We start from the raw sequence: 16,882 nt of genomic DNA, 5'->3' as shown, positions 1-16,882 counted from the left end.
GCACCGCACCGGGCGGCGCCCCGGCCGAAATCCGAGGCTCGACGTGACCATGGCGGTGCGCCACACTCTTCCCTTGGCAACACACGCGCTCCCACCGCACCGACCGCCCCATGCCGAGGAGGCGACGCAGCCGCACCGCGCCGCTTCCACCACCGCACATCGGAGAGCACACGGTGACCACGAGTCAGCAACTGGAGATCGACTTCTCGTCCGGCAGATCCGGCACGGGACCGGCCACCTGGGGCCAGCAGGCCATCTGGGACGCCGTGGGCCGGCTGGCTCCGGCCGACGCGCCGCGCTACAACATCACGGCCTCCGCCCCGCTGGACCCGGGCCTGCCGGTGGCGGTCGTGCTTGGCGCCCTGGAGGGCCTGCTCCAGCTGCACGACTCGCTGCGCACCCGGCTCGTCGAGGACGACCGGGGGAGACTGCGGCAGATCGTCGACCCGGCCGGCCGGCTGACCGTGCACACCCACCGGTGCGACGGCGACGCGGCCGACCTCGCCGCGGTCGGCGCCGCCCTGCACGAGGAGTTGGCGGCGCTGCCCTTCGACTGCACCGCGCAGTGGCCGATACGCGTCGGCCTGGTCGAGACGGCCGGGCTGGTCCGGCACATGGCGCTCGTCCTCTCCCACACGGCCCTGGACGGCGCGGGCATGGGCCTGCTGGTGCTGGACCTCAGCGAGCTGGCGCAGGGCGCCTCGGTGGAAGCCATCAGCACCCTCCGCGGCGCCCAGCAGCCGCTCGAAGAGGCGGAGTTCCAGACCTCCGCGCGCGGTCTGCGGCGCGATGTGAACGCCCGCGCCCATGTGGTGCGCAAGCTACGGCTGGGGCCGCCGCGGCTCTTCCCGCCCGCCGCGACCCACGCGCCGGAGCCCTTCCCGAACGCCGTGCTCAGCTCCCCGGCGCTGCTCCGGGCGGTCGACACGGTCGCGGCCGGCCACCGGGCGAGCACTTCCTCGGTGCTGCTCGCCGCGGTGGCGGTGATGACCGCGCGGCTCTCCGGCTCTCCGGACGCGGTGCTCCAGGTGATCGTCAACAACCGGTTCCTGCCCGGGCTGGCCTCCGCGGTGAGCCCGGTGGCCGGCGATGGCCTGTTCCATCTGCCGGACGCGGACGGCGAGTTCGGCGACGCCGTCCGCCGCACCCATGCCGCCTCGATCGCCACCTACCGGCACGCCTACTACAACAAGCGCCTGCTGGACGAGGAGACCGCCCGGCTGACCGCCGAGCACGGCCCGCTCGCCGACCGCTCCTGCGTCTTCAACGACACCCGCGACCTGCTCCCGTCGATGCTCGCCGCGCCCGACACCGAGTCCGATCCCGACCCCGGGCCCGACTCCGAACCCGGGTTCGACCACGACCCCGGAGCCGGAGCAGGAGCCGGAGCAGGGGCGGCCGACGCCGGCACCACCCTCACCTGGCCGGTCGAGTTCCCGCCGCGCCCCGGCCTCTCCTACGCCCTGGACGCGCTCCAGACCCCGGACGCGCTCCAGCTCGCGATGACGGCGGACAGCTCGGTGCTCCCCCGCCCCGCGATGGAGCGGTTCCTCTACGGCGTCGAAGCCCTGATCCTCAGCGAGGCCCGGGCGCTGGCCCCGGCCCTGGCCGTGCCCGCCTCCTGACCACCCGCGCCGCCGCCTCGCACGGGGGCCCGGCCGACCGCTCCACCGGTCGGCCGGGCCGGTGCGTCAGTGCCGCTGCTCGTGGACCGAGTTGGTCTCCTGGATCTTCTTCCACGACTTCGGCTCCGGCAGCTGCGCCTTGGCCGTCGGCACCAGGGCCGGCGCGCCGGCCGCGCCGGGCGCCGACGCCGCCGGGACGCCCGCCGAGGACAGGGCCGGCTTCGAGTCGGTGAACAGCCAGGTGTTGAAGAGCTCCCCGAGCGGCTTGCCGGAGATCCGCTCGGCGAAGGCCTGGAACTGCGGGATGGTGGCGTTGCCGTAGCGGCGCTCGGTCGGCCACCCCTTCAGGATCTTGAAGAACTTCTCGTCACCGACGGCATTGCGCAGCGCCTGGATGGCCACCGCGCCCCGGTCGTAGACGGCTCCGGCGAACTGGTGGTCCGGCCCCGGGTCGCCCGGCCTGACCGTCCAGAAGGCGTCGCCGGCCGGGTAGAAGGAGTAGACGTAGTCGGCGAGCTCCTGTGCGGTGCCCTCGTTCTCGTGCTCGGACCAGAGCCACTGCGCGTAGCGGGCGAAGCCCTCGTTGAGCCAGATGTCGCTCCAGCGCTGGACGGAGACGCTGTCGCCGTACCACTGGTGGGCCAGCTCGTGCACGACGACGGCGGTGTTGGCGCCGCGCGAGAACTGGGCGGGGCTGTAGAACACCTGGGTCTGGGTCTCCAGGGCGTAGCCGGTCCTCACGTTGGGGACGTAGCCGCCGACCGAGTCGAACGGGTACGCGCCGAAGTAGCCGCTCAGCCAGTCCACCACCTCGCCGGTCCGCTCGACGCTGGCCCGCGCCGCGCCGTCGTTGTCGCCGAGGTCCTTGCTGTAGGCGGTGGTGACCGGCAGCCCACCGGGCGTGGTGTCGGTCCTGATGTCGAACTTGCCGATCGCCAGGGTGGCCAGATAGGTCGCCTGCGGCTTGGCCTCGCGCCAGTTGTAGCGCGTCCAGCCGGCCTTGGAGCTCTGGCCGGTCAGCAGGCCGTTGCTGATCGCCTGGGTGCCGTCGGGCACCAGGACGGAGACGTCGAAGGTGGCCTTGTCGGTCGGGTGGTCGTTGCTCGGGAACCACCAGGGCGCGCTCTCCGGCTCGTTGGCCGCGACGCCGCCGTCGGGGGTGCGCAGCCAGGCGGAGAAGCCGTCGCGCTTCACCTCGCCGGGCTTGTCCGCGTAGCGGACCACCACGGTCACCGGGCTGCCCTTGGCGAGCGGCCGGGCCGGGGTGATCTCCAGCTCCGACTCGCCGGTGGCGGCGAACGCGGCCGGGCGGCCGTTGACCAGGATCTCCTTGACGCCGAGCACGAAGTCCAGGTTGAACCGGGTGAGGTCCTGGGTCGTGGTGGCGAGGATGGTGGTGGTGCCTTCCAGTTCGTCGGTCACGGGCTGGTATTTGAGTCGGATGTCGTAGTGCGAGACGTTGTACCCGCCGTTGCCGGCGGTGGGGTAGTAGGTGTCGCCGATGCCCGCGGCACCCGGGCCGCCCTGGGCGGCGGAGGCGGGGACGGTCAGCAGCAGGGCGAGCGCGCCGGCGGCGGCGGGGACGAGCATTCTCTTGCGCAAGGCGGTCTCCGGGGTCACTGGGACAGTGGGTCGGATCGATCCCTGTCCCGGCGGGCCCCGGCCCACTCCTCCGGGATGAAATGTTCATGAGAAGAAATGAGCCGACATGGCGCCGCCGCGCGCCCGTCACCCCCGACCGCTCGCGACCCGGACCGACCCGGCCTCACGCCCCCAGCGCCACCGGCGCCCGCACCAGCGAGCCGTACTCCGTCCACGAGCCGTCGTAGTTCTTGACGTCCGGGTACCCGAGCAGCTCGGTGAGCGCGAACCAGGTGTGCGCCGAGCGCTCCCCGATCCGGCAGTACGCGATCACCTCGCGGTCCCGGGAGACCCCCTGCCCGCCGTACAGCGCGCGCAGCTCCTCGGCGGACCGGAAGGTGCCGTCGTCGTTGGCCGCCTGCGACCAGGGGATGTTCACCGCGCCGGGGATGTGTCCGGGCACCTGAGCCTGCTCCCGCGGCAGGTGCGGCGGGGCCAGTGCCTCGCCCCGGTACTCGGCCGGCGAGCGGACGTCGACCAGGACGGCGTCGGTGCCGGGCTTGGCGAACACCTCGGCCGTGGCCAGCACCTCGTCGCGCAGCGCGCGCACCTCGGGGTGTTCGGGCCCGCTCAGCCGGAGGGCGCTGTGCTGGTAGTCCATTACCTCCTGGCTGAGCTCCCGCTCCTCCAGCTCCCACTTCTTGCGTCCGCCGTCGAGCAGCCGCACCGGTCCGAAGCCGCGCAGCCGCAGCAGCCAGTAGGCGTAGGCGGCGAACCAGTTGTCGTTGCCGCCGTACAGCACCACGGTGGTGTCGTCCTCCACGTCGGCCGCGCGCAGCAGCTGCTGCACGCCCTCGCGGTCGGCGTAGTCGCGGCCCACCCGGCTGTGCAGGTCGGTGGTCCAGTTCCAGCCCACCGCTCCGGGGATGTGCCCCTGCCCGTACGCCGTGGTGTCCTCGTCCACCTCGACGATGCGGACGGTGCCGTCGTCGAGGTGCCGGGCGAGCCACTCGGTGGGGACCAGCGCCTCGGGGTGTGCGTAGCCGTTGCCGGTCATCGCTGCCCTCCTTCACTCGGACTCTTCGAACCTACGTCCGACCGCAGAGCCCGGCCACCCCCGCCCGCTACCCCTCGACCCCGGCCGGCCGCACCACGTAGTACAGGTTGAGCACGTCGCCCTCGACCCGCTTCGTCTCCACCGCGCCGAACCCGGCCTCGGCGAGCATCCGGCGGGCCGTCTGCTCGCCCCAGACCGTGCCCAGCCCCGCACCGCCCTCACCGAGCGAGACCGTCATGCAGTAGAAGGTCGACAGCGCGTACAGCGCCGGGGCGAGCGGGTGGTCGATGTTCTCCTCCAGCCGGCTGCTGGCGGCGATGTCGCCCATCAGGAAGACGCCGTCCGGCCGGAGCGCACCGGCGACGGCGGCCAGCGTCCGGGCCGGGCGGGCCAGGTCGTGGATCACGTCGAAAGCGGTGACCAGGTCGTAGGAGCCGGAGAGCGCGGCGGAGTCGGCGACCTCGAAGCGGGCGTTGGCCAGGCCCAGCTCGGCGGCCTCGGCCCGCGCCGCTTCGATGCCGGCCTCCGAGATGTCGACCCCGGTGCAGCGGCTCTCGGGGAAGGCCCGGGCGATCAGGTTGACGGCGTGCCCCTGCCCGGTGCCGATGTCGAGGGTGTCGACCCCGGCCCGCAGCCGCTCGGTCAGCCCGGGCACGAGCGGGAGGATGGCCTCCACCAGGGCCACGTCGTACACCCGCCGCGACTCCTCGCCCTGCAGGGCCTGGAACCGCGGGTACGCCGAGTAGGGCACCCCGCCGCCCTTCCGGAAGGCCTCCACCACCTGCTGCTCGACCTCGCCCATCAGCGCCAGGTACTGCATCAGCCCGGCCATGTTGTCCGGGCCGGCCGCCCTGGTCAGGGAGGCCGCGTGCTCGGGCGGCAGCGCGTAGGTGGACCGCTGCGGGTCGTAGTCGACGATCCCGCCGACCACCATGGCGCCCAGCCACTCCCGGACGTAGCGCTCGTTCAGCCCGCCGGCGCGGGCGATCTCCTCACTGGTCGAGGGGGCGAGCCCGGCCATGGTGTCGAAGAGCCCGGTCTGATGGCCGATGCTGGCCATGAATCCCAGGCAGGCGTCGTTCAGCAGGTGCAGGGTGCGCCCCGCGAACTCCTCTTGCCGGACCGGATCGAGTGCCGAAGCGGACATCATTCCTCCTCCGCCGTCGGAGCCGACGCGAACCCCTCCCCCAGCCACGCTACGCCGCCCGCCCGGCCGGGGCCGGTCGGCGGCGGCCGCACGGATCGGCGCGGGGCGGCCCGGCGATGACGACCGGGCCGCCCCGCGCCCACCGGGGTCGGCCGGCTCAGGAGAAGACGACGGACCGCAGGTGGAGCCGGTTGCTGTACTTCTTGCCCGGGAGCATCACGAAGAAGACCTCGCCCGCGCAGTCGAAGTCGAGGTAGCCCGTGGCCGTCGAGCGGGTGTGGTTCTCGGGCGCGAAGGCCGGAACGCCGGTGGTGGCACCCGGGAGGTCGACGCACTCGCCGCTCACCGGGTCGGCCAGACCGGTCTCCGCCCCGCGGCCGACCTTGTAGAGGAAGTCACCGGTGGCCGCACCGGCGGAGGCGGGTACCGCGAGGACGAGGGCGATGGCGCTGGCGGCGGCGAGCGTGGCGTTGCGGAGACGCATGGGGGAGGGGCCTTTCAGGGCGGTACCCACGGGTACCGGGGAAACTGATGCGAGAACACCCTAGAAGCCCAAAAAGCGCAGAAACGGTTCTTCCAATCCACTCTTTCGAGTGGTTTAGACGGAAATGCCGCTACCTGGCACCACTCCCCCGCACATGCGTCCTCACCCCGGCGGTGCGGTGAAGTAGTACCCGGAGTCGATCAGCACCGGCAGGTACGCCTTCAGCGCGGCCACCGTCTGCGAACGGTCGCCGCCGCCGTCGTGGTTGAGCACGATCGCGCCCGGCCGGACGTCCTTCAGGATCCGCTCGGTGATCACCGAGGTGCCCGGCCTGGCCCAGTCGCGCGGATCCACCGACCACCCCATCGACCGCATCCCGAGCGAGGCGCTGACCTTGAGCGCGGCCGTGGACCAGTCCCCGCCGGGCGCGCGGAACCAGGTCGGCGGCTTGCCGGTGGTCCGGTTCAGCAGGTCGGAGGTGCGCTCCAGTTCGTCGCGCACCTTGCCCTCCGAGAGGCTCCGCAGATCCGGGTGGGTCCAGGTGTGGTTGGCGATGTGGTGGCCGCGCGCCGCGATCTCCCGGACCAGCCCGGGGTGCTCGACGGCGTTCTCGCCGATCAGGAAGAAGGTGGCCCTGATCCGGTACTGCTCCAGCAGGGCCAGCACGGTCGGGGTGTGGCGCGGGTCCGGGCCGTCGTCGATGGTGAGGGCCACCACCCGGCGTTCGGCGTCGAGTTCGTACACCGGCTTGCTCTCGGCGGCCGTCAGCACCCGGGGCGCGGCGACCGGCGCGACCGAGGCGGCGGGTGCGGAGGAGGCGGGGGCGGCGGGCGCCGAGGCGGGGCCGGCCGCGGAGGCAGAGGCGGAGGGGGCGGGCGAGGGAGCGGCGGAGGGCGGGGCCGAGGCGGCCGAAGCCGTCGCGGCGGCGGCGGGCACGGCGGCGGGCCCGTCCGGGGCCGCACCGGCGGCCTCGGCACCCGGCGCGGCGGCGGCCGCGCCGTCCACCCCCTCCGACCCCCGGCAACCGGCGACCCCGAGCAGCGACATCCCGGCCGCGACCAGTAGCAATCTACGCGAAGTAATCTGACGATCAGACAGCATGATCGATGCTTCCCCCGCGAACCGTCACGCCTCCCACCGGCAACTCCGACGGCCCCCAGCATCACTCCGACGGCCCAGCCCCACCGCGCCCCGGCGGACCGGGTGACCACCGCCCCGACCGGACCGCTACGCTGACCTCCCCAGTGTGATGATCTGTCTTCAGAGGACGTGGCCATGACGACAAGTCAGGACTTCTCCGACCAGGCCCAGGACGACGCCGTCGAGCTGAGCGAGTGGCAGCGCTTCGGCGTCGACACCAGCGCTCCGCACTCCGCACGCGTGTACGACTACTGGCTGGGCGGGAAGACCAACTTTCCGCCGGACCGCGCCATGGGACAGGCCATCGAGCAGGCCGTCCCCAGCGTGAAGGCGATGGCCAAGGAGAACCGGGCGTTCCAGGGCCGCGCCGTCCGCTACCTGGCCCGGGAGCAGGGCATCCGGCAGTTCCTCGACCTCGGCACCGGCATCCCCACCTCGCCCAACACCCACGAGATCGCCGAGGCGGTCAGCCCCGGCACCCGGGTGGTCTACGTCGACAACGACCCGATCGTGCTCGCCCACGCCCGGGCACTGATGGTCTCCACGCCCGCCAGCCGCACCACCTACATCCACGCCGACCTGGGCAAGCCCGCCGAACTGCTCGGCGACCCGGCGCTCACCTCCACGCTGGACCTCGACCGGCCGGTCGGCCTGCTGATGATCGCCGTCCTGATGCTGGTCGCCGACGAGGACGACCCGTGGGCCAAGGTCGCCGCGCTGCGCGACGCGCTGCCCAGCGGGAGCTGTCTGGCGCTCACCCACCCCACCCAGGACTTCGACCCGGCGAGCGTCGCCAAGGTCGCGGAGGCGGCCCGGGCCGGCGGGATGACCCTCGTCCCGCGCACCCGTGACGAGGTCGCCGCCTTCTTCGACGGCTGGGAGCTGATCGAGCCCGGGGTCGCCCCGGTGATGGGCTGGCGCCCGGACGGCGAGCCGCCGGCCGACCCGACCGCCGCCTACTACTGGGGCGGCGTCGCCCGGAAGCCGTAGGCGCGCCCGTCGGCACCCCCCGGGGCGGACCGGCCCCGGGGGCCCCGCTATTTCAGCAGCCTCGACAGCCGCCGGTCCGCGAGCGGTTTGCCGCCGGTCTGGCAGGTGGGGCAGTACTGCAGCGAGGAATCGGCGAACGACACCTCGCGCACGGTGTCCCCGCAGACCGGGCACGGCTGCCCGGTCCGGCCGTGCACCCGCAGGCCGAGCTTCTTCTCCGCCTTGAGGTCCCCCGCCGCCAGCCCGCGGGAGCGCTCCACCGCGTCGCGCAGGGTGGCGCCGAGCGCCTCGAACAGCCGGGCCCTCTCGTCCTCCGTCAGGCTCGACGCCAGCTTGTACGGCGACATCCGGGCCGCGTGCAGCACCTCGTCCGAGTAGGCGTTGCCGACCCCGGCCAGCACGCCCTGGTCCCGCAGCACGCCCTTCAGCCGGCGGCGCTCGCCGCTCAGCAGGGCGGTGAAGTCCGCCAGGGTGAAGCCCGGGTCCAGCGGGTCCGGGCCGAGCCGGGCGACACCGGGGACGGCCGCCGGGTCCGTCACCACGTACACCGCGAGCCCCTTCTTGGTGCCCGCCTCGGTGAGGTCGAAGCCGTCCCCGTCGAGCCCCTCCAGCCGCACCCGCAGGGCCAGCGGGTTCTTCCCGCCCGGGCGCGGGGGCTCGGCCGGCAGGCTGTCCTTCCACCGGAGCCAGCCGGCCCGGGCCAGGTGGACGACCAGGTGCAGGCCGCCGGCCTCGATGTCGAGGAACTTCCCGTGCCGGGTGACGGGGCCGACCGTCCGCCCCTCCAGCGCCGTCACCGGCGGGTCGTAGGTCTTCAGGGCGCTGATGGCCACCGGCTGCACCCGGGCGATCACCCGCCCGGTCAACCGCTCGGACAGGAAGGCGCTGAGGGCCTCGACCTCGGGCAGCTCCGGCATGCGCCCAGTCTCGCGCAGACCTCCGGCCCCCGCCCGCCGGTCGCCTCCCGGTCGTCCGGTCCTCCCGGTCGTCCCGGTCGTCCGGTTGTCCGGTTACCGCCGCTCTCGTTGCCCCGCGGCGGCCGGTGGGCGCAGGCTGGAGGTGCCCCGCACCACCGCAGCGCCCGAGCCCGGGAAAGGTCCGGCCCCCTCATGAGCACGCTCGAAGAGCAGATCGACATCGATGCCCCGGTGCTGGCGGCCTGGGAGCAGCTGCACCGGGTCCACGACTACCCGCGGTTCGTGGGCGGGGTGCGCAGCGCCTACCCGCACGGCACCAGCCTCGCGCACCTCGGGGTGGAGATCGGCGGGACCGAGCGCGACGTCGAGACCGAGATCACCGACCGGGGCCGGGGCCGGGTGATGGCCTGGCGGACGCTGAACGGCCCGCGGCTGCACGGCGCGTTCGCGCTGCTCCCGCTCGACCGGAGCCACACCCGGCTGCAGATCCGCGTCGAGTACGACCCGGAGACGGTGCAGCAGGTGTTCGGCGGGCCGCGCGGCTTCGCCCAGGCCGGTGCGATCGAGCGGGTGGTCCGTGCCGACCTGGAGCTGTTTCGGGAGATCGTCGAGGCCCGGACGGCCGCCGCCCGCCCCGGGCCGGCTGCCGAGAGCCCTCGATAAGGATCGAATAAGCCCAGCTCAGAGCCGGTGGTGAGGATCTTCACAGGAGTCCGTCGGCCAGGTCGTCCACCGTTCAACCTGTGGCAGACTCGGATGCCATGAGTACCGGCCCGGCCACCAGGACGCTTCGCGCGGCGATCTTCGCCGCGCTGGTCGTGCTGCTCGCCGGGCTCGGCCAGGTGCTGGTCACGGGACGCCCGCTGCCGCTCGGCACGCTGGCCGTGGCCGGCGGCGCCGTCTTCGCGGTGGCGTTCTCCCTGGCCGGATCCGAGCGCGGCTTCCCGGCGATCGCGGCGGTCTTCCTGCCGCTGGAGCTGGGTCTGAGCGCGCTGTTCGACTTCGCCCAGAGCACCTGCCCCTCGCTCCCGCCCGGCTCCGCGCGCGGCTTCGAGCCGCTGCTGTGCGGCGGCGGCTCGCTCGGCGGGGTCCTGCTGGGCCACGGTGCCTCCCGGTCCGCCGGCCTGCTGGTGCTGCTGGCACTGCACGGCGCGATCGCCCTGGCCGCCGCCTTCTGGCTGCGCCGCGCGGACGCCGCGCTGAGCGCGTTCGCCGCCTCCGCCCGGGTGCTGGGCGACTTCGCCCGGCGCTTCCCGGCCGCCGCCGGCCACTGGCTGCTGCTGCTCGCGGCGCCCGTCCCGGCCCGGCCGCTGGTGCGGATGCCGTTCCCGCGCGCCAGCCGCGTGCGCGTCCCCGTCGAGGACGTCCTGCTCAGCCCCGCCGTCCGGCGTGGGCCTCCGGTGCCCGTCCCGGCCTGCTGAGAGCACTCTCCCGAGCGTTTCCCGGCCGGTCGTTCTCGCCGCGCGCCCGTGCGCGCCCGCCCGTCACCGACCGAGAGCACAGGACGACACCCGCCATGAGCAAGAAGCCCCAGCCGATCAACGCCAGGACGACGAACACCCGGGCCGCCAGGAGCGAGGCCCGGCGCGCCGCCACCGAGCGGATGCGCGAGGAGCGCGAGCGCACCGAGCGGTCGGCGAGGATCCGCCGCCGGACGATCGTCGGCGCCGCCTCCGCCGCCGTGCTGGCGCTGGCCGCCGGTGTGGCCTTCGCCGTCGGCGGCTCCTCCGGCCCGGCCGACACCGCCGCGGCCGGGCCGCTGGTCGTCCCCGCCAACGCGGGCGGCGCCGACGGCACCGTGATCACCTACGGCAGGGCCGACGCCCCGCACACCCTGGAGATCTACGAGGACTTCCGCTGCCCGTACTGCGAGCAGCTGGAGACCACCAACGGCAAGACCGTCCAGCAGCTCGCCGACGACGGCACCTACAAGATCGAGTACCACCTGGCGACGTTCCTGGACCAGGGCCTGGGCGGCAAGGGCTCGCGCACCGCGCTGGCCGCCGCCGGGGCGGCGCTCAACGAGGGCGTCGACAAGTTCAAGCAGTTCCACGACGTGCTGTACGCCAACCAGCCCGACGAGCGCAACGACGGCTTCGCCGACGCGAACCGGCTGCTGGACCTCGCCGAACAGGTCCCGGGGCTGAAGACGGACGCCTTCGTGAAGGCCGTCCAGGACGGCACCTACGCCCCGTGGGCCAACCAGGTGAACAAGGCCTTCGACAAGAGCGGGGTCACCGGCACCCCCACGGTGAAGCTGGACGGTACCAAGCTCGACGTCTTCACGAACGGCGCGCCCGTCACTCCCGAGCGCTTCACCGCGATGGTCAAGCAGGTGACCGGGTGACGCCCGCCGGTACGGTCGCCGCACCCGCGCGCGGCCACGGCGCGAGCCGGCCGTTCGCGCTCCTGCTGCTGATCGGCGGCACGATCGGGATCTTCGCCTCGGCCGTCCTCACACTGGACAAGATCCGGCTGCTGGAGGACCCGTCGTACGTCCCCAACTGCAACATCAACCCGATCATCAGCTGCGGCTCGATCATGCGCAGCGACCAGGCCGAGGCCTTCGGCTTCCCCAACTCGCTGCTGGGCCTGGTCGGCTTCGCCATGGTGATCGCGATCGGCGCCGGCCTGCTGGCCGGGGCGACGTACCGGCGCTGGTTCTGGCTCGGCCTCCAGGCCGGGACGGTGTTCGGGATCGGTTTCGTGACCTGGCTGATGTACCAGGCGCTGTACCGGATCGGCGCGCTCTGCCCGTACTGCATGGTGGTCTGGGCCACGATGATCCCGCTGTTCTGGTACACCACCCTGCACAATCTGCGCACCGGCGTGATCCCGACCCCGCGCGCCCTGCGCCCGGTGGTGCGGGAGGCCGCCCGCTACCACTGGGCGGCGCCGGCGCTCTGGTACGCGGTGATCGTGCTGCTGATCCTCGACCGGTTCTGGTACTACTGGCGCACGCTGGTCTAATCGAGCCCCCATGATGGCTCCCACCTGCGGTTTCCCGGGTGGGAGCCATCGGCATGTCCTCTCCGGGCCGTCTATGGGCCGTCGTACCGCTGGGCGGGGTCCTGGTAGAGGGCGTCCACGGCCCGGCGGGTCCGCTCCGGACTGCTCGGCATGAGGTGCGTGTAGGTCCGCAGAGTGATGGCCGCGTCCGCGTGCCCCAGGTACTCACTCAGGGCCTTGATGTTCTCGCCGACGTCGAGCAGCACCGAGGCGTAGAAGTGGCGGAGGGCATGCATCCCGTCCCGGGGCGCGCTCGCGGGCCGCTCCCCCGGCCGTGGGGCTGGAATCACTCCCCCGGTCACCAGCGCGGGCTTCCACACTGACTGGTTGAACGTCGACCGGCGAAAGGTCCGCCCAGCCCCATCGGTGAAGAGCAGCACTTTGGTGACCTTGGGGCCGTCCCACGTTCGCCATGGGAGCGTCACCGCAGTCGGAGGAAAGGCCGCGATGTGTTCCTTGAGAATCGCCGCGACGGCCGCCGGCAGTGGTACGTCACGCGTCTTGTTCCCCTTCGGCGGCGCAAAGACCAGCCCCTGCCGGAGACCCTTGACCTGCGAGACAACGCGAAGAGTTTCCGCCTCGAAGTCGATCGCGTCGACAGCCAGACCCAGAATCTCCCCTTGTCGGAGGCCGCACCCTCCCCCGAGATCCACCACCGGCCGAAGAGACTCCGGGAGCCCTGCCCGCACCGCGAACAGCCGGTCGGCCGTCCATGGGACGACGCGCTCCCGTTGTGACGTCGGCTGACGGACTGACCGGGAAGCACAGGGATTCCGCACGAGGAAGCCGTCGTCCACGCCGGCGGAGAGCACCGCGCGGGCGTCGGTGTAGATGATCCCGATGTACGACGCCGCCAGGCCGGTGCCTTCCAACCGCTTGAGCCATTCACGGATGTGGATGGGCTGGAATGTCCCCATGGGACGGGAGCCGATGTACGGGAGCACGTGCAGACGGAGCCGCCTCTCGGTGCCCTCTTGTGTGACGGCGTCCGTCGTCTGGGAAGCCAGCCAGCGAATCGCGTACTCCTGGAAGGTCGTCCGTGCGGCCTTGGGGTCCAAGTACTGCCCGCGCTCCATGTCGGCTCGCGTCTGCGCCAGCCAGAGGTCCGCCTCCCGCTTCTTGCGGTCAGGGAAGCTCTTGCTCCTCTCGTTCCCGTCGGGCCCGATGTACCGGGCGCGGTAGCGCATCCCCGTGCCGTAGCGCTCGGACTTCACCCGACGGTCCTTACCGTCGGAGCCGGTCTCGGTCTTGTACCAGCGGTCCTGAACGTGACCAGCCACTTAGCTGGCCTCCTTTCGGTAGGGCACGGCGAAGGCCCGTGACGTTGGGCGTCACGGGCCTTCTGCCGAGCGATCAGTGAGCTTCAGACGGCGTCCTGGCGGGCCTGGCTGTCCATCCACGCGAGGACGGAAGCCAGGGTGAAACGAACATGGCGCCCAGCGCGGAATCCCTGCGGTCCGGTGCGCTTCCGGCGCCACTGGTAGACGGTTTCGACCGAGGGGAGTTTGAGAAACTCCGCCAGTTCCTCACAGGTGAGGACGACGAAGCGGGGGTCGGTCTGCCCGCCGCTGGGCAACGCTGAGTTCTTGGGCATGTCTGCTCCAGAGTCGAGGAGACGGTTTCGACGGTTTCGGCGCCCGTGGCAGTCGTGAGGAAGCGATGGCGGACCGCAGGCCGCTGTCACAGCGATGTCACCGACATCGGACCTGGTCAACGGCTTGCAGTGACAGCTGTGACAGCTGTGACAGTTCGAGCATGACCGTGACTGTCACACGGTCTGTGGCGCGACGTACGCGCCGCTGGCGTCAGTACGAAGCTGGCCGTCTTTGACCATGCGAGTGCAGGTCTGACGAGTGTTCGCGTAATCGAGGCCCGTGGCTGTGGCGATGTCCTTGGGCTTGCTGCCGGGGTAAGCCCGGACGTGGGCGAGGATCTGGGCGCGGGTGTCGCCGACGGTGTGGTCGCTGGCGGGTCCGTCGAGGAGGAGCCAGCTGCCGGTGTTGGGTTGGAATTCGAGGGCGTGTTCGTTCTCGTCGACGTCGCGGCCGGTGATGTGGAGGACGCCGTCGGCTTTGCCGCGTGAGCGCTTGAGGACGAGGGTGGCATCGGCGGCGCCGGCGAGGCCGTTGGTGCCGGAGACCTCGGCGAGGAAGTCGTCGGAGGCCATTTTGCGGACGTGGTGGACGAGGATCGTGGCGACGGAGTGGCGGTCGGCGACCTGCTTGATGTGGCCGATGGCGGCGTAGTCGGCGTCGTAGGCGGCGGTGCCGGGCGCGGAGTTGCCACGGACTTTGGCGAAGACGTCGATGACGACCAGGCGGGCGCCGGGGTTGCGGGTGAGCCATCCGTCGAGGGCGTCGGCGCCGCCCTGGGGCAGGGGCGGGAACTCGGTGACGAGGGTGAGGGCCTTAGGGGCGTCGCGTCCGGCGAGGAGTTTGCCCATGCGGGTCTTGAGGCGGCGTGGGGTGTCCTCAAGGGCGAGGTAGAGGACGGGGCCGGGCTCGACGTCGATGCTGCCGAAGGCGGGGCGGCCGGCGGCGACGTCGAGGCCGAGGCCGAGGGAGAGCCAGGACTTGCCGACCTTGGGCGGTCCGGCGAGAAGGCTGACGCCCTCGGCGAAGAACCCGGGTACGGCCCAGCGGGGTTCGGGGAAGTCGGTGGCCATGAGGTCGGCCGCCGACCACACCGTGCGGGGCCGGGAAGGGGCCATGACGGCCTCGACGGGGGCGGTCGGGGGCCCGGGGTCGGGAGTCGGCCAGGGGTCCGCGTGAGGGGCCGCTTCGTCCGGCCAGGGGATGTCCGGCTCGTCGTCGCCGACGATTCGCAGCCGCGGGCCGGGCGGTGCGTCCCCCGGCCCGGCCGGGCGGGTCACGCGACGCCCGGGCGGGGGCAGGTGGCGGCCGGCGGCGGGGGAACGGTCATGGTGGGGCCTTTCGGGTCGGGGCGGGATCGGCGGCAGGTGCCGAGCGGCGGGGTCTTGGTGCTCTTAAGAGGGGTGGGCGGGGTTGTGGGCGATGGACCAGTTGAGGGCGCTGGTGATGGTCGCGGCGGCGTCGCGCGGGGGCAGTCCGGCCCGTTCTGCCCCCGCCTTAAGAGCCTGTTCGACGTCGCCACGGTGGAGCTGGCCGCTGGCGACGAACCGGCCCAGCGCGCGGGCGGCCCGGGTCAGGGTCCAGTTGCGGGTGCCCTCGGGGGCGTTCGCGACGTTGGAAGCCTCGCTGCGCAGGGCGGCGTCCGCGTAGGCAGGGCGGTTGCGCCTGCCCCGTTCGGCCAGCCCGGACGCCAGGGGGGCGGGGTGGGAGGGGGCGGGGGTGAGAAGGGTCAGGAGCCAGGGCGGTAGCGGGGCCGGGTCGGTGTCGCGGACGACCGTGTAGGGGCGGCCGGCGATGAGGCTTCCGGGCGCGACGACGTAGCCGCCGCCGGCGCGCGTGTCGACCTTCCAGCCGAGGCCGCGCCCGCAGTCCCCGCTGGTGTTGCGCAGGCCCGTGCCGGGTGGGACGGCGAAGTACAGGTGGGTGCTGCCGCTCGGGGTGGTGACGGTGAACGTGTCGTCGGGGTAGGGCTGGCCGTGCTGCTCGCAGATGAGGGCGAAGACGTCGTGGCCGCTGACGACACCGGGCAGTGCCCAGGTCTCGGGCGGCCGGTCGTCGGGGTTCTTGGGCATGTCGAGGTCGATGACGAGCAGGGCGGAGGGGCCGCAGGCGATGCCGATGTTGTAGGGCCCGGCGCTCCAGCAGCGCCGGATGCGTTCGGGGTCGAGGGTGGCGCGCTTCTCCCAGTCCTTGACGGCCGGGGGCTTCTTGCTTCCGGGCGTGACGGGAAGGACGTGGCGGCCGCGGTCGGCGGCGGCGAGGGCGGCGGCCAGCAGGGGGTTCGGGTTCACCGGTCTTTCTCCTTCCGGGAGGGTGCCCGGGGCGGGCGGGTGGCGGCTCGCCCCGGGCACGGGTGGTCGGCTAGTTGGCCGGGTCGGGATGGAGGGGCAGCTGGCCGTCGGTCGCGGTGCCGGGCTCGGGGGGCATGAGGGCGTCGAGGGCGGCGCGGTGGCGGCGGTCGGTGTCGGGGCAGATGGTGCGCTGGTCGGCGGTGACGAGCCAGCCGCAGCGGCGGGCGTTGTCGGCGGCGATCCGCGGGGTGTCGAAGAGCGGCAGCACGCAGTCGTCGGTGTCCTCGTCGCCGCACACGTCGCAGGTGACGATGTGGAAGGTGATGGCGCGGATCACGGGATCTCCTAGGCGGCCTTGAGACGGCGGCCGGGGGCGGCCGTCAGGGTGTCGGTCCAGGTGGAGCGCAGGGCGGCGCGGTCGTGGCGCTCGCGGGCCGGGGTGCCGGACTTGTGCTCGGCGGCGCGGACGGGCATCTGGAGGCCGAGGAAGTCGGGCCCGGCGGCGATCAGCAGCGGCTTGCCCGGTCCGGCGGACCAGGTGGTCAGCGGCTGGTACCGGTGGGCGGCCTTGGCCCAGCGCGCGAGGAAGTCGGCGTTGTAGCAGGCTTCGGTGTCCTGGCGGGGTTCGGCGGCGAGGGCGTCCGCGAACAGCGGCCGCCAGGCCGGGAACTTCGCGGCGAGCGGCGTGTGGGCGGACAGGCTCAGCGAGCGGGTGCCGTCGCCGACCGCCAGTCGGGCGTCCGAACGGTCGACGGCCTTGGGCGCGGTGTAGGTCAGGAAGAGGGCGGCGGGTCGGTTGCGGGTGGGGAAGAGGGCGCGCAGGGCGGTGAGGTCCGTGCGGGCGATGAACGCCTTCCACGGGGCGGCGGCCTCGGTGGCTTCGCGGCGGGTGAGGGCGAACGTGTAGCGGTCGGTGGCGGCGGCGAACAGGTGGGTGCCGGTGGCCTCCAGGTAGATGCCGTGGATGGACGGCAGGGTGTCGTCGGTGGCGATGTGCGGGGTGAGCTGGCGCACCAGGTGCGGCAGGTCGGTGATGGTCACGGACACGG

18 protein-coding genes are annotated in these 16,882 nt (G+C 72.8%); 6 read left to right on the top strand and 12 right to left on the bottom strand.

The annotated features are described in order from the left end of the window. The first annotated feature begins 173 nt into the window (after window positions 1–173). Window positions 174–1,625 carry a condensation domain-containing protein gene (locus ACIF6L_RS23870; RefSeq protein WP_396486632.1) on the top strand — a complete coding sequence of 484 codons (1,452 nt, stop codon included), beginning with the start codon at window positions 174–176 and terminating at the stop codon, window positions 1,623–1,625. A gap of 66 nt (window positions 1,626–1,691) precedes the next feature. Here the strand turns inward: ACIF6L_RS23870 and ACIF6L_RS23865 are convergent, their stop codons facing one another. The 5 genes from ACIF6L_RS23865 to ACIF6L_RS23845 form a co-directional block, all read right to left on the bottom strand. After that, window positions 1,692–3,227, bottom strand: a complete 1,536-nt coding sequence (locus ACIF6L_RS23865) for a M1 family metallopeptidase (RefSeq protein WP_396486633.1) — start codon at window positions 3,225–3,227, stop codon at window positions 1,692–1,694. A 163-nt stretch (window positions 3,228–3,390) separates the two neighbouring features. Beyond that, window positions 3,391–4,263 carry a sulfurtransferase gene (locus ACIF6L_RS23860; protein ID WP_396486634.1) on the bottom strand — a complete coding sequence of 291 codons (873 nt, stop codon included), beginning with the start codon at window positions 4,261–4,263 and terminating at the stop codon, window positions 3,391–3,393. 67 nt (window positions 4,264–4,330) lie between these two features. Then, window positions 4,331–5,410, bottom strand: coding sequence for a class I SAM-dependent methyltransferase (locus ACIF6L_RS23855; RefSeq protein ID WP_396486635.1), 1,080 nt, complete (start codon window positions 5,408–5,410; stop codon window positions 4,331–4,333). A gap of 157 nt (window positions 5,411–5,567) precedes the next feature. Further along, window positions 5,568–5,894: a hypothetical protein gene (locus ACIF6L_RS23850; RefSeq protein ID WP_396486636.1), complete on the bottom strand. Its 327-nt coding sequence runs from the start codon at window positions 5,892–5,894 to the stop codon at window positions 5,568–5,570. A 162-nt stretch (window positions 5,895–6,056) separates the two neighbouring features. Beyond that, window positions 6,057–6,995 (bottom strand): polysaccharide deacetylase family protein, encoded by a 939-nt coding sequence (locus ACIF6L_RS23845; RefSeq protein WP_396486637.1) that lies wholly within the window; start codon window positions 6,993–6,995, stop codon window positions 6,057–6,059. A gap of 174 nt (window positions 6,996–7,169) precedes the next feature. On the opposite strand from ACIF6L_RS23845, the gene ACIF6L_RS23840 reads away from it, so the two are divergent. After that, window positions 7,170–8,024: an SAM-dependent methyltransferase gene (locus tag ACIF6L_RS23840; RefSeq protein WP_359803885.1), complete on the top strand. Its 855-nt coding sequence runs from the start codon at window positions 7,170–7,172 to the stop codon at window positions 8,022–8,024. 47 nt (window positions 8,025–8,071) lie between these two features. Here the strand turns inward: ACIF6L_RS23840 and ACIF6L_RS23835 are convergent, their stop codons facing one another. After that, a complete protein-coding gene (locus ACIF6L_RS23835) occupies window positions 8,072–8,941 on the bottom strand; it encodes an Fpg/Nei family DNA glycosylase (protein ID WP_396486638.1) in 870 nt (289 codons plus the stop codon). 192 nt (window positions 8,942–9,133) lie between these two features. Between ACIF6L_RS23835 and ACIF6L_RS23830 the strand changes: the two genes are divergently transcribed. The 4 genes from ACIF6L_RS23830 to ACIF6L_RS23815 all read left to right on the top strand — a co-directional run bounded on the left by ACIF6L_RS23830 (window position 9,134) and on the right by ACIF6L_RS23815 (window position 11,911). Continuing rightward, window positions 9,134–9,604 carry an SRPBCC family protein gene (locus ACIF6L_RS23830; RefSeq protein WP_329486456.1) on the top strand — a complete coding sequence of 157 codons (471 nt, stop codon included), beginning with the start codon at window positions 9,134–9,136 and terminating at the stop codon, window positions 9,602–9,604. Window positions 9,605–9,702: 98 nt separating this feature from the next. Beyond that, window positions 9,703–10,362 (top strand): hypothetical protein, encoded by a 660-nt coding sequence (locus ACIF6L_RS23825; protein ID WP_396486639.1) that lies wholly within the window; start codon window positions 9,703–9,705, stop codon window positions 10,360–10,362. A gap of 95 nt (window positions 10,363–10,457) precedes the next feature. Then, window positions 10,458–11,288 (top strand): DsbA family protein, encoded by an 831-nt coding sequence (locus ACIF6L_RS23820; RefSeq protein WP_396486640.1) that lies wholly within the window; start codon window positions 10,458–10,460, stop codon window positions 11,286–11,288. Beyond that, the gene (locus ACIF6L_RS23815; RefSeq protein WP_396486641.1) at window positions 11,285–11,911 is read left to right on the top strand and encodes a vitamin K epoxide reductase family protein; all 627 of its coding nucleotides are present in this window, start codon (window positions 11,285–11,287) and stop codon (window positions 11,909–11,911) included. Before ACIF6L_RS23820 ends, ACIF6L_RS23815 begins: the two co-directional genes overlap by 4 nt. A gap of 71 nt (window positions 11,912–11,982) precedes the next feature. Here the strand turns inward: ACIF6L_RS23815 and xerC are convergent, their stop codons facing one another. From xerC to ACIF6L_RS23785, 6 genes are all read right to left on the bottom strand, one after another. Further along, window positions 11,983–13,230, bottom strand: coding sequence for a tyrosine recombinase XerC (xerC, locus tag ACIF6L_RS23810; RefSeq protein WP_396486642.1), 1,248 nt, complete (start codon window positions 13,228–13,230; stop codon window positions 11,983–11,985). Between the two features lie 83 nt (window positions 13,231–13,313). After that, window positions 13,314–13,544, bottom strand: coding sequence for a helix-turn-helix transcriptional regulator (locus ACIF6L_RS23805; RefSeq protein ID WP_396486643.1), 231 nt, complete (start codon window positions 13,542–13,544; stop codon window positions 13,314–13,316). Between the two features lie 174 nt (window positions 13,545–13,718). Next, the gene (locus ACIF6L_RS23800) at window positions 13,719–14,660 is read right to left on the bottom strand and encodes an AAA family ATPase (RefSeq protein WP_396486644.1); all 942 of its coding nucleotides are present in this window, start codon (window positions 14,658–14,660) and stop codon (window positions 13,719–13,721) included. Window positions 14,661–14,936: 276 nt separating this feature from the next. After that, window positions 14,937–15,833, bottom strand: coding sequence for a bifunctional DNA primase/polymerase (locus ACIF6L_RS23795; RefSeq protein WP_396486645.1), 897 nt, complete (start codon window positions 15,831–15,833; stop codon window positions 14,937–14,939). 70 nt (window positions 15,834–15,903) lie between these two features. Then, entirely contained in the window at window positions 15,904–16,170 is a 267-nt protein-coding gene (locus ACIF6L_RS23790; protein ID WP_396486646.1) for a hypothetical protein, read from the bottom strand. An 8-nt stretch (window positions 16,171–16,178) separates the two neighbouring features. Continuing rightward, complete coding sequence (locus ACIF6L_RS23785) at window positions 16,179–16,880, bottom strand: hypothetical protein (RefSeq protein WP_396486647.1); 702 nt, start codon at window positions 16,878–16,880, stop codon at window positions 16,179–16,181. Window positions 16,881–16,882 lie beyond the last annotated feature (2 nt).

The organism is Kitasatospora sp. NPDC086009 (assembly GCF_044540385.1).
In the GTDB taxonomy this organism is placed as follows: Bacteria; Actinomycetota; Actinomycetes; order Streptomycetales; family Streptomycetaceae; genus Kitasatospora.
This window is presented reverse-complemented; position numbering and strand designations above follow the sequence as displayed.

Coding starts and splice junctions, on each gene's coding strand:
- ACIF6L_RS23860 (WP_396486634.1), bottom strand. CDS start 4,263: ATGACCGGCAACGGCTACGCACACCCCGAGGCGCTGGTCCCCACCGAG.
- ACIF6L_RS23855 (WP_396486635.1), bottom strand. CDS start 5,410: ATGTCCGCTTCGGCACTCGATCCGGTCCGGCAAGAGGAGTTCGCGGGG.
- ACIF6L_RS23850 (WP_396486636.1), bottom strand. CDS start 5,894: ATGCGTCTCCGCAACGCCACGCTCGCCGCCGCCAGCGCCATCGCCCTC.
- ACIF6L_RS23845 (WP_396486637.1), bottom strand. CDS start 6,995: ATGCTGTCTGATCGTCAGATTACTTCGCGTAGATTGCTACTGGTCGCG.
- ACIF6L_RS23840 (WP_359803885.1), top strand. CDS start 7,170: ATGACGACAAGTCAGGACTTCTCCGACCAGGCCCAGGACGACGCCGTC.
- ACIF6L_RS23835 (WP_396486638.1), bottom strand. CDS start 8,941: ATGCCGGAGCTGCCCGAGGTCGAGGCCCTCAGCGCCTTCCTGTCCGAG.
- ACIF6L_RS23830 (WP_329486456.1), top strand. CDS start 9,134: ATGAGCACGCTCGAAGAGCAGATCGACATCGATGCCCCGGTGCTGGCG.
- ACIF6L_RS23825 (WP_396486639.1), top strand. CDS start 9,703: ATGAGTACCGGCCCGGCCACCAGGACGCTTCGCGCGGCGATCTTCGCC.
- ACIF6L_RS23820 (WP_396486640.1), top strand. CDS start 10,458: ATGAGCAAGAAGCCCCAGCCGATCAACGCCAGGACGACGAACACCCGG.
- ACIF6L_RS23805 (WP_396486643.1), bottom strand. CDS start 13,544: ATGCCCAAGAACTCAGCGTTGCCCAGCGGCGGGCAGACCGACCCCCGC.
- ACIF6L_RS23800 (WP_396486644.1), bottom strand. CDS start 14,660: ATGGCCCCTTCCCGGCCCCGCACGGTGTGGTCGGCGGCCGACCTCATG.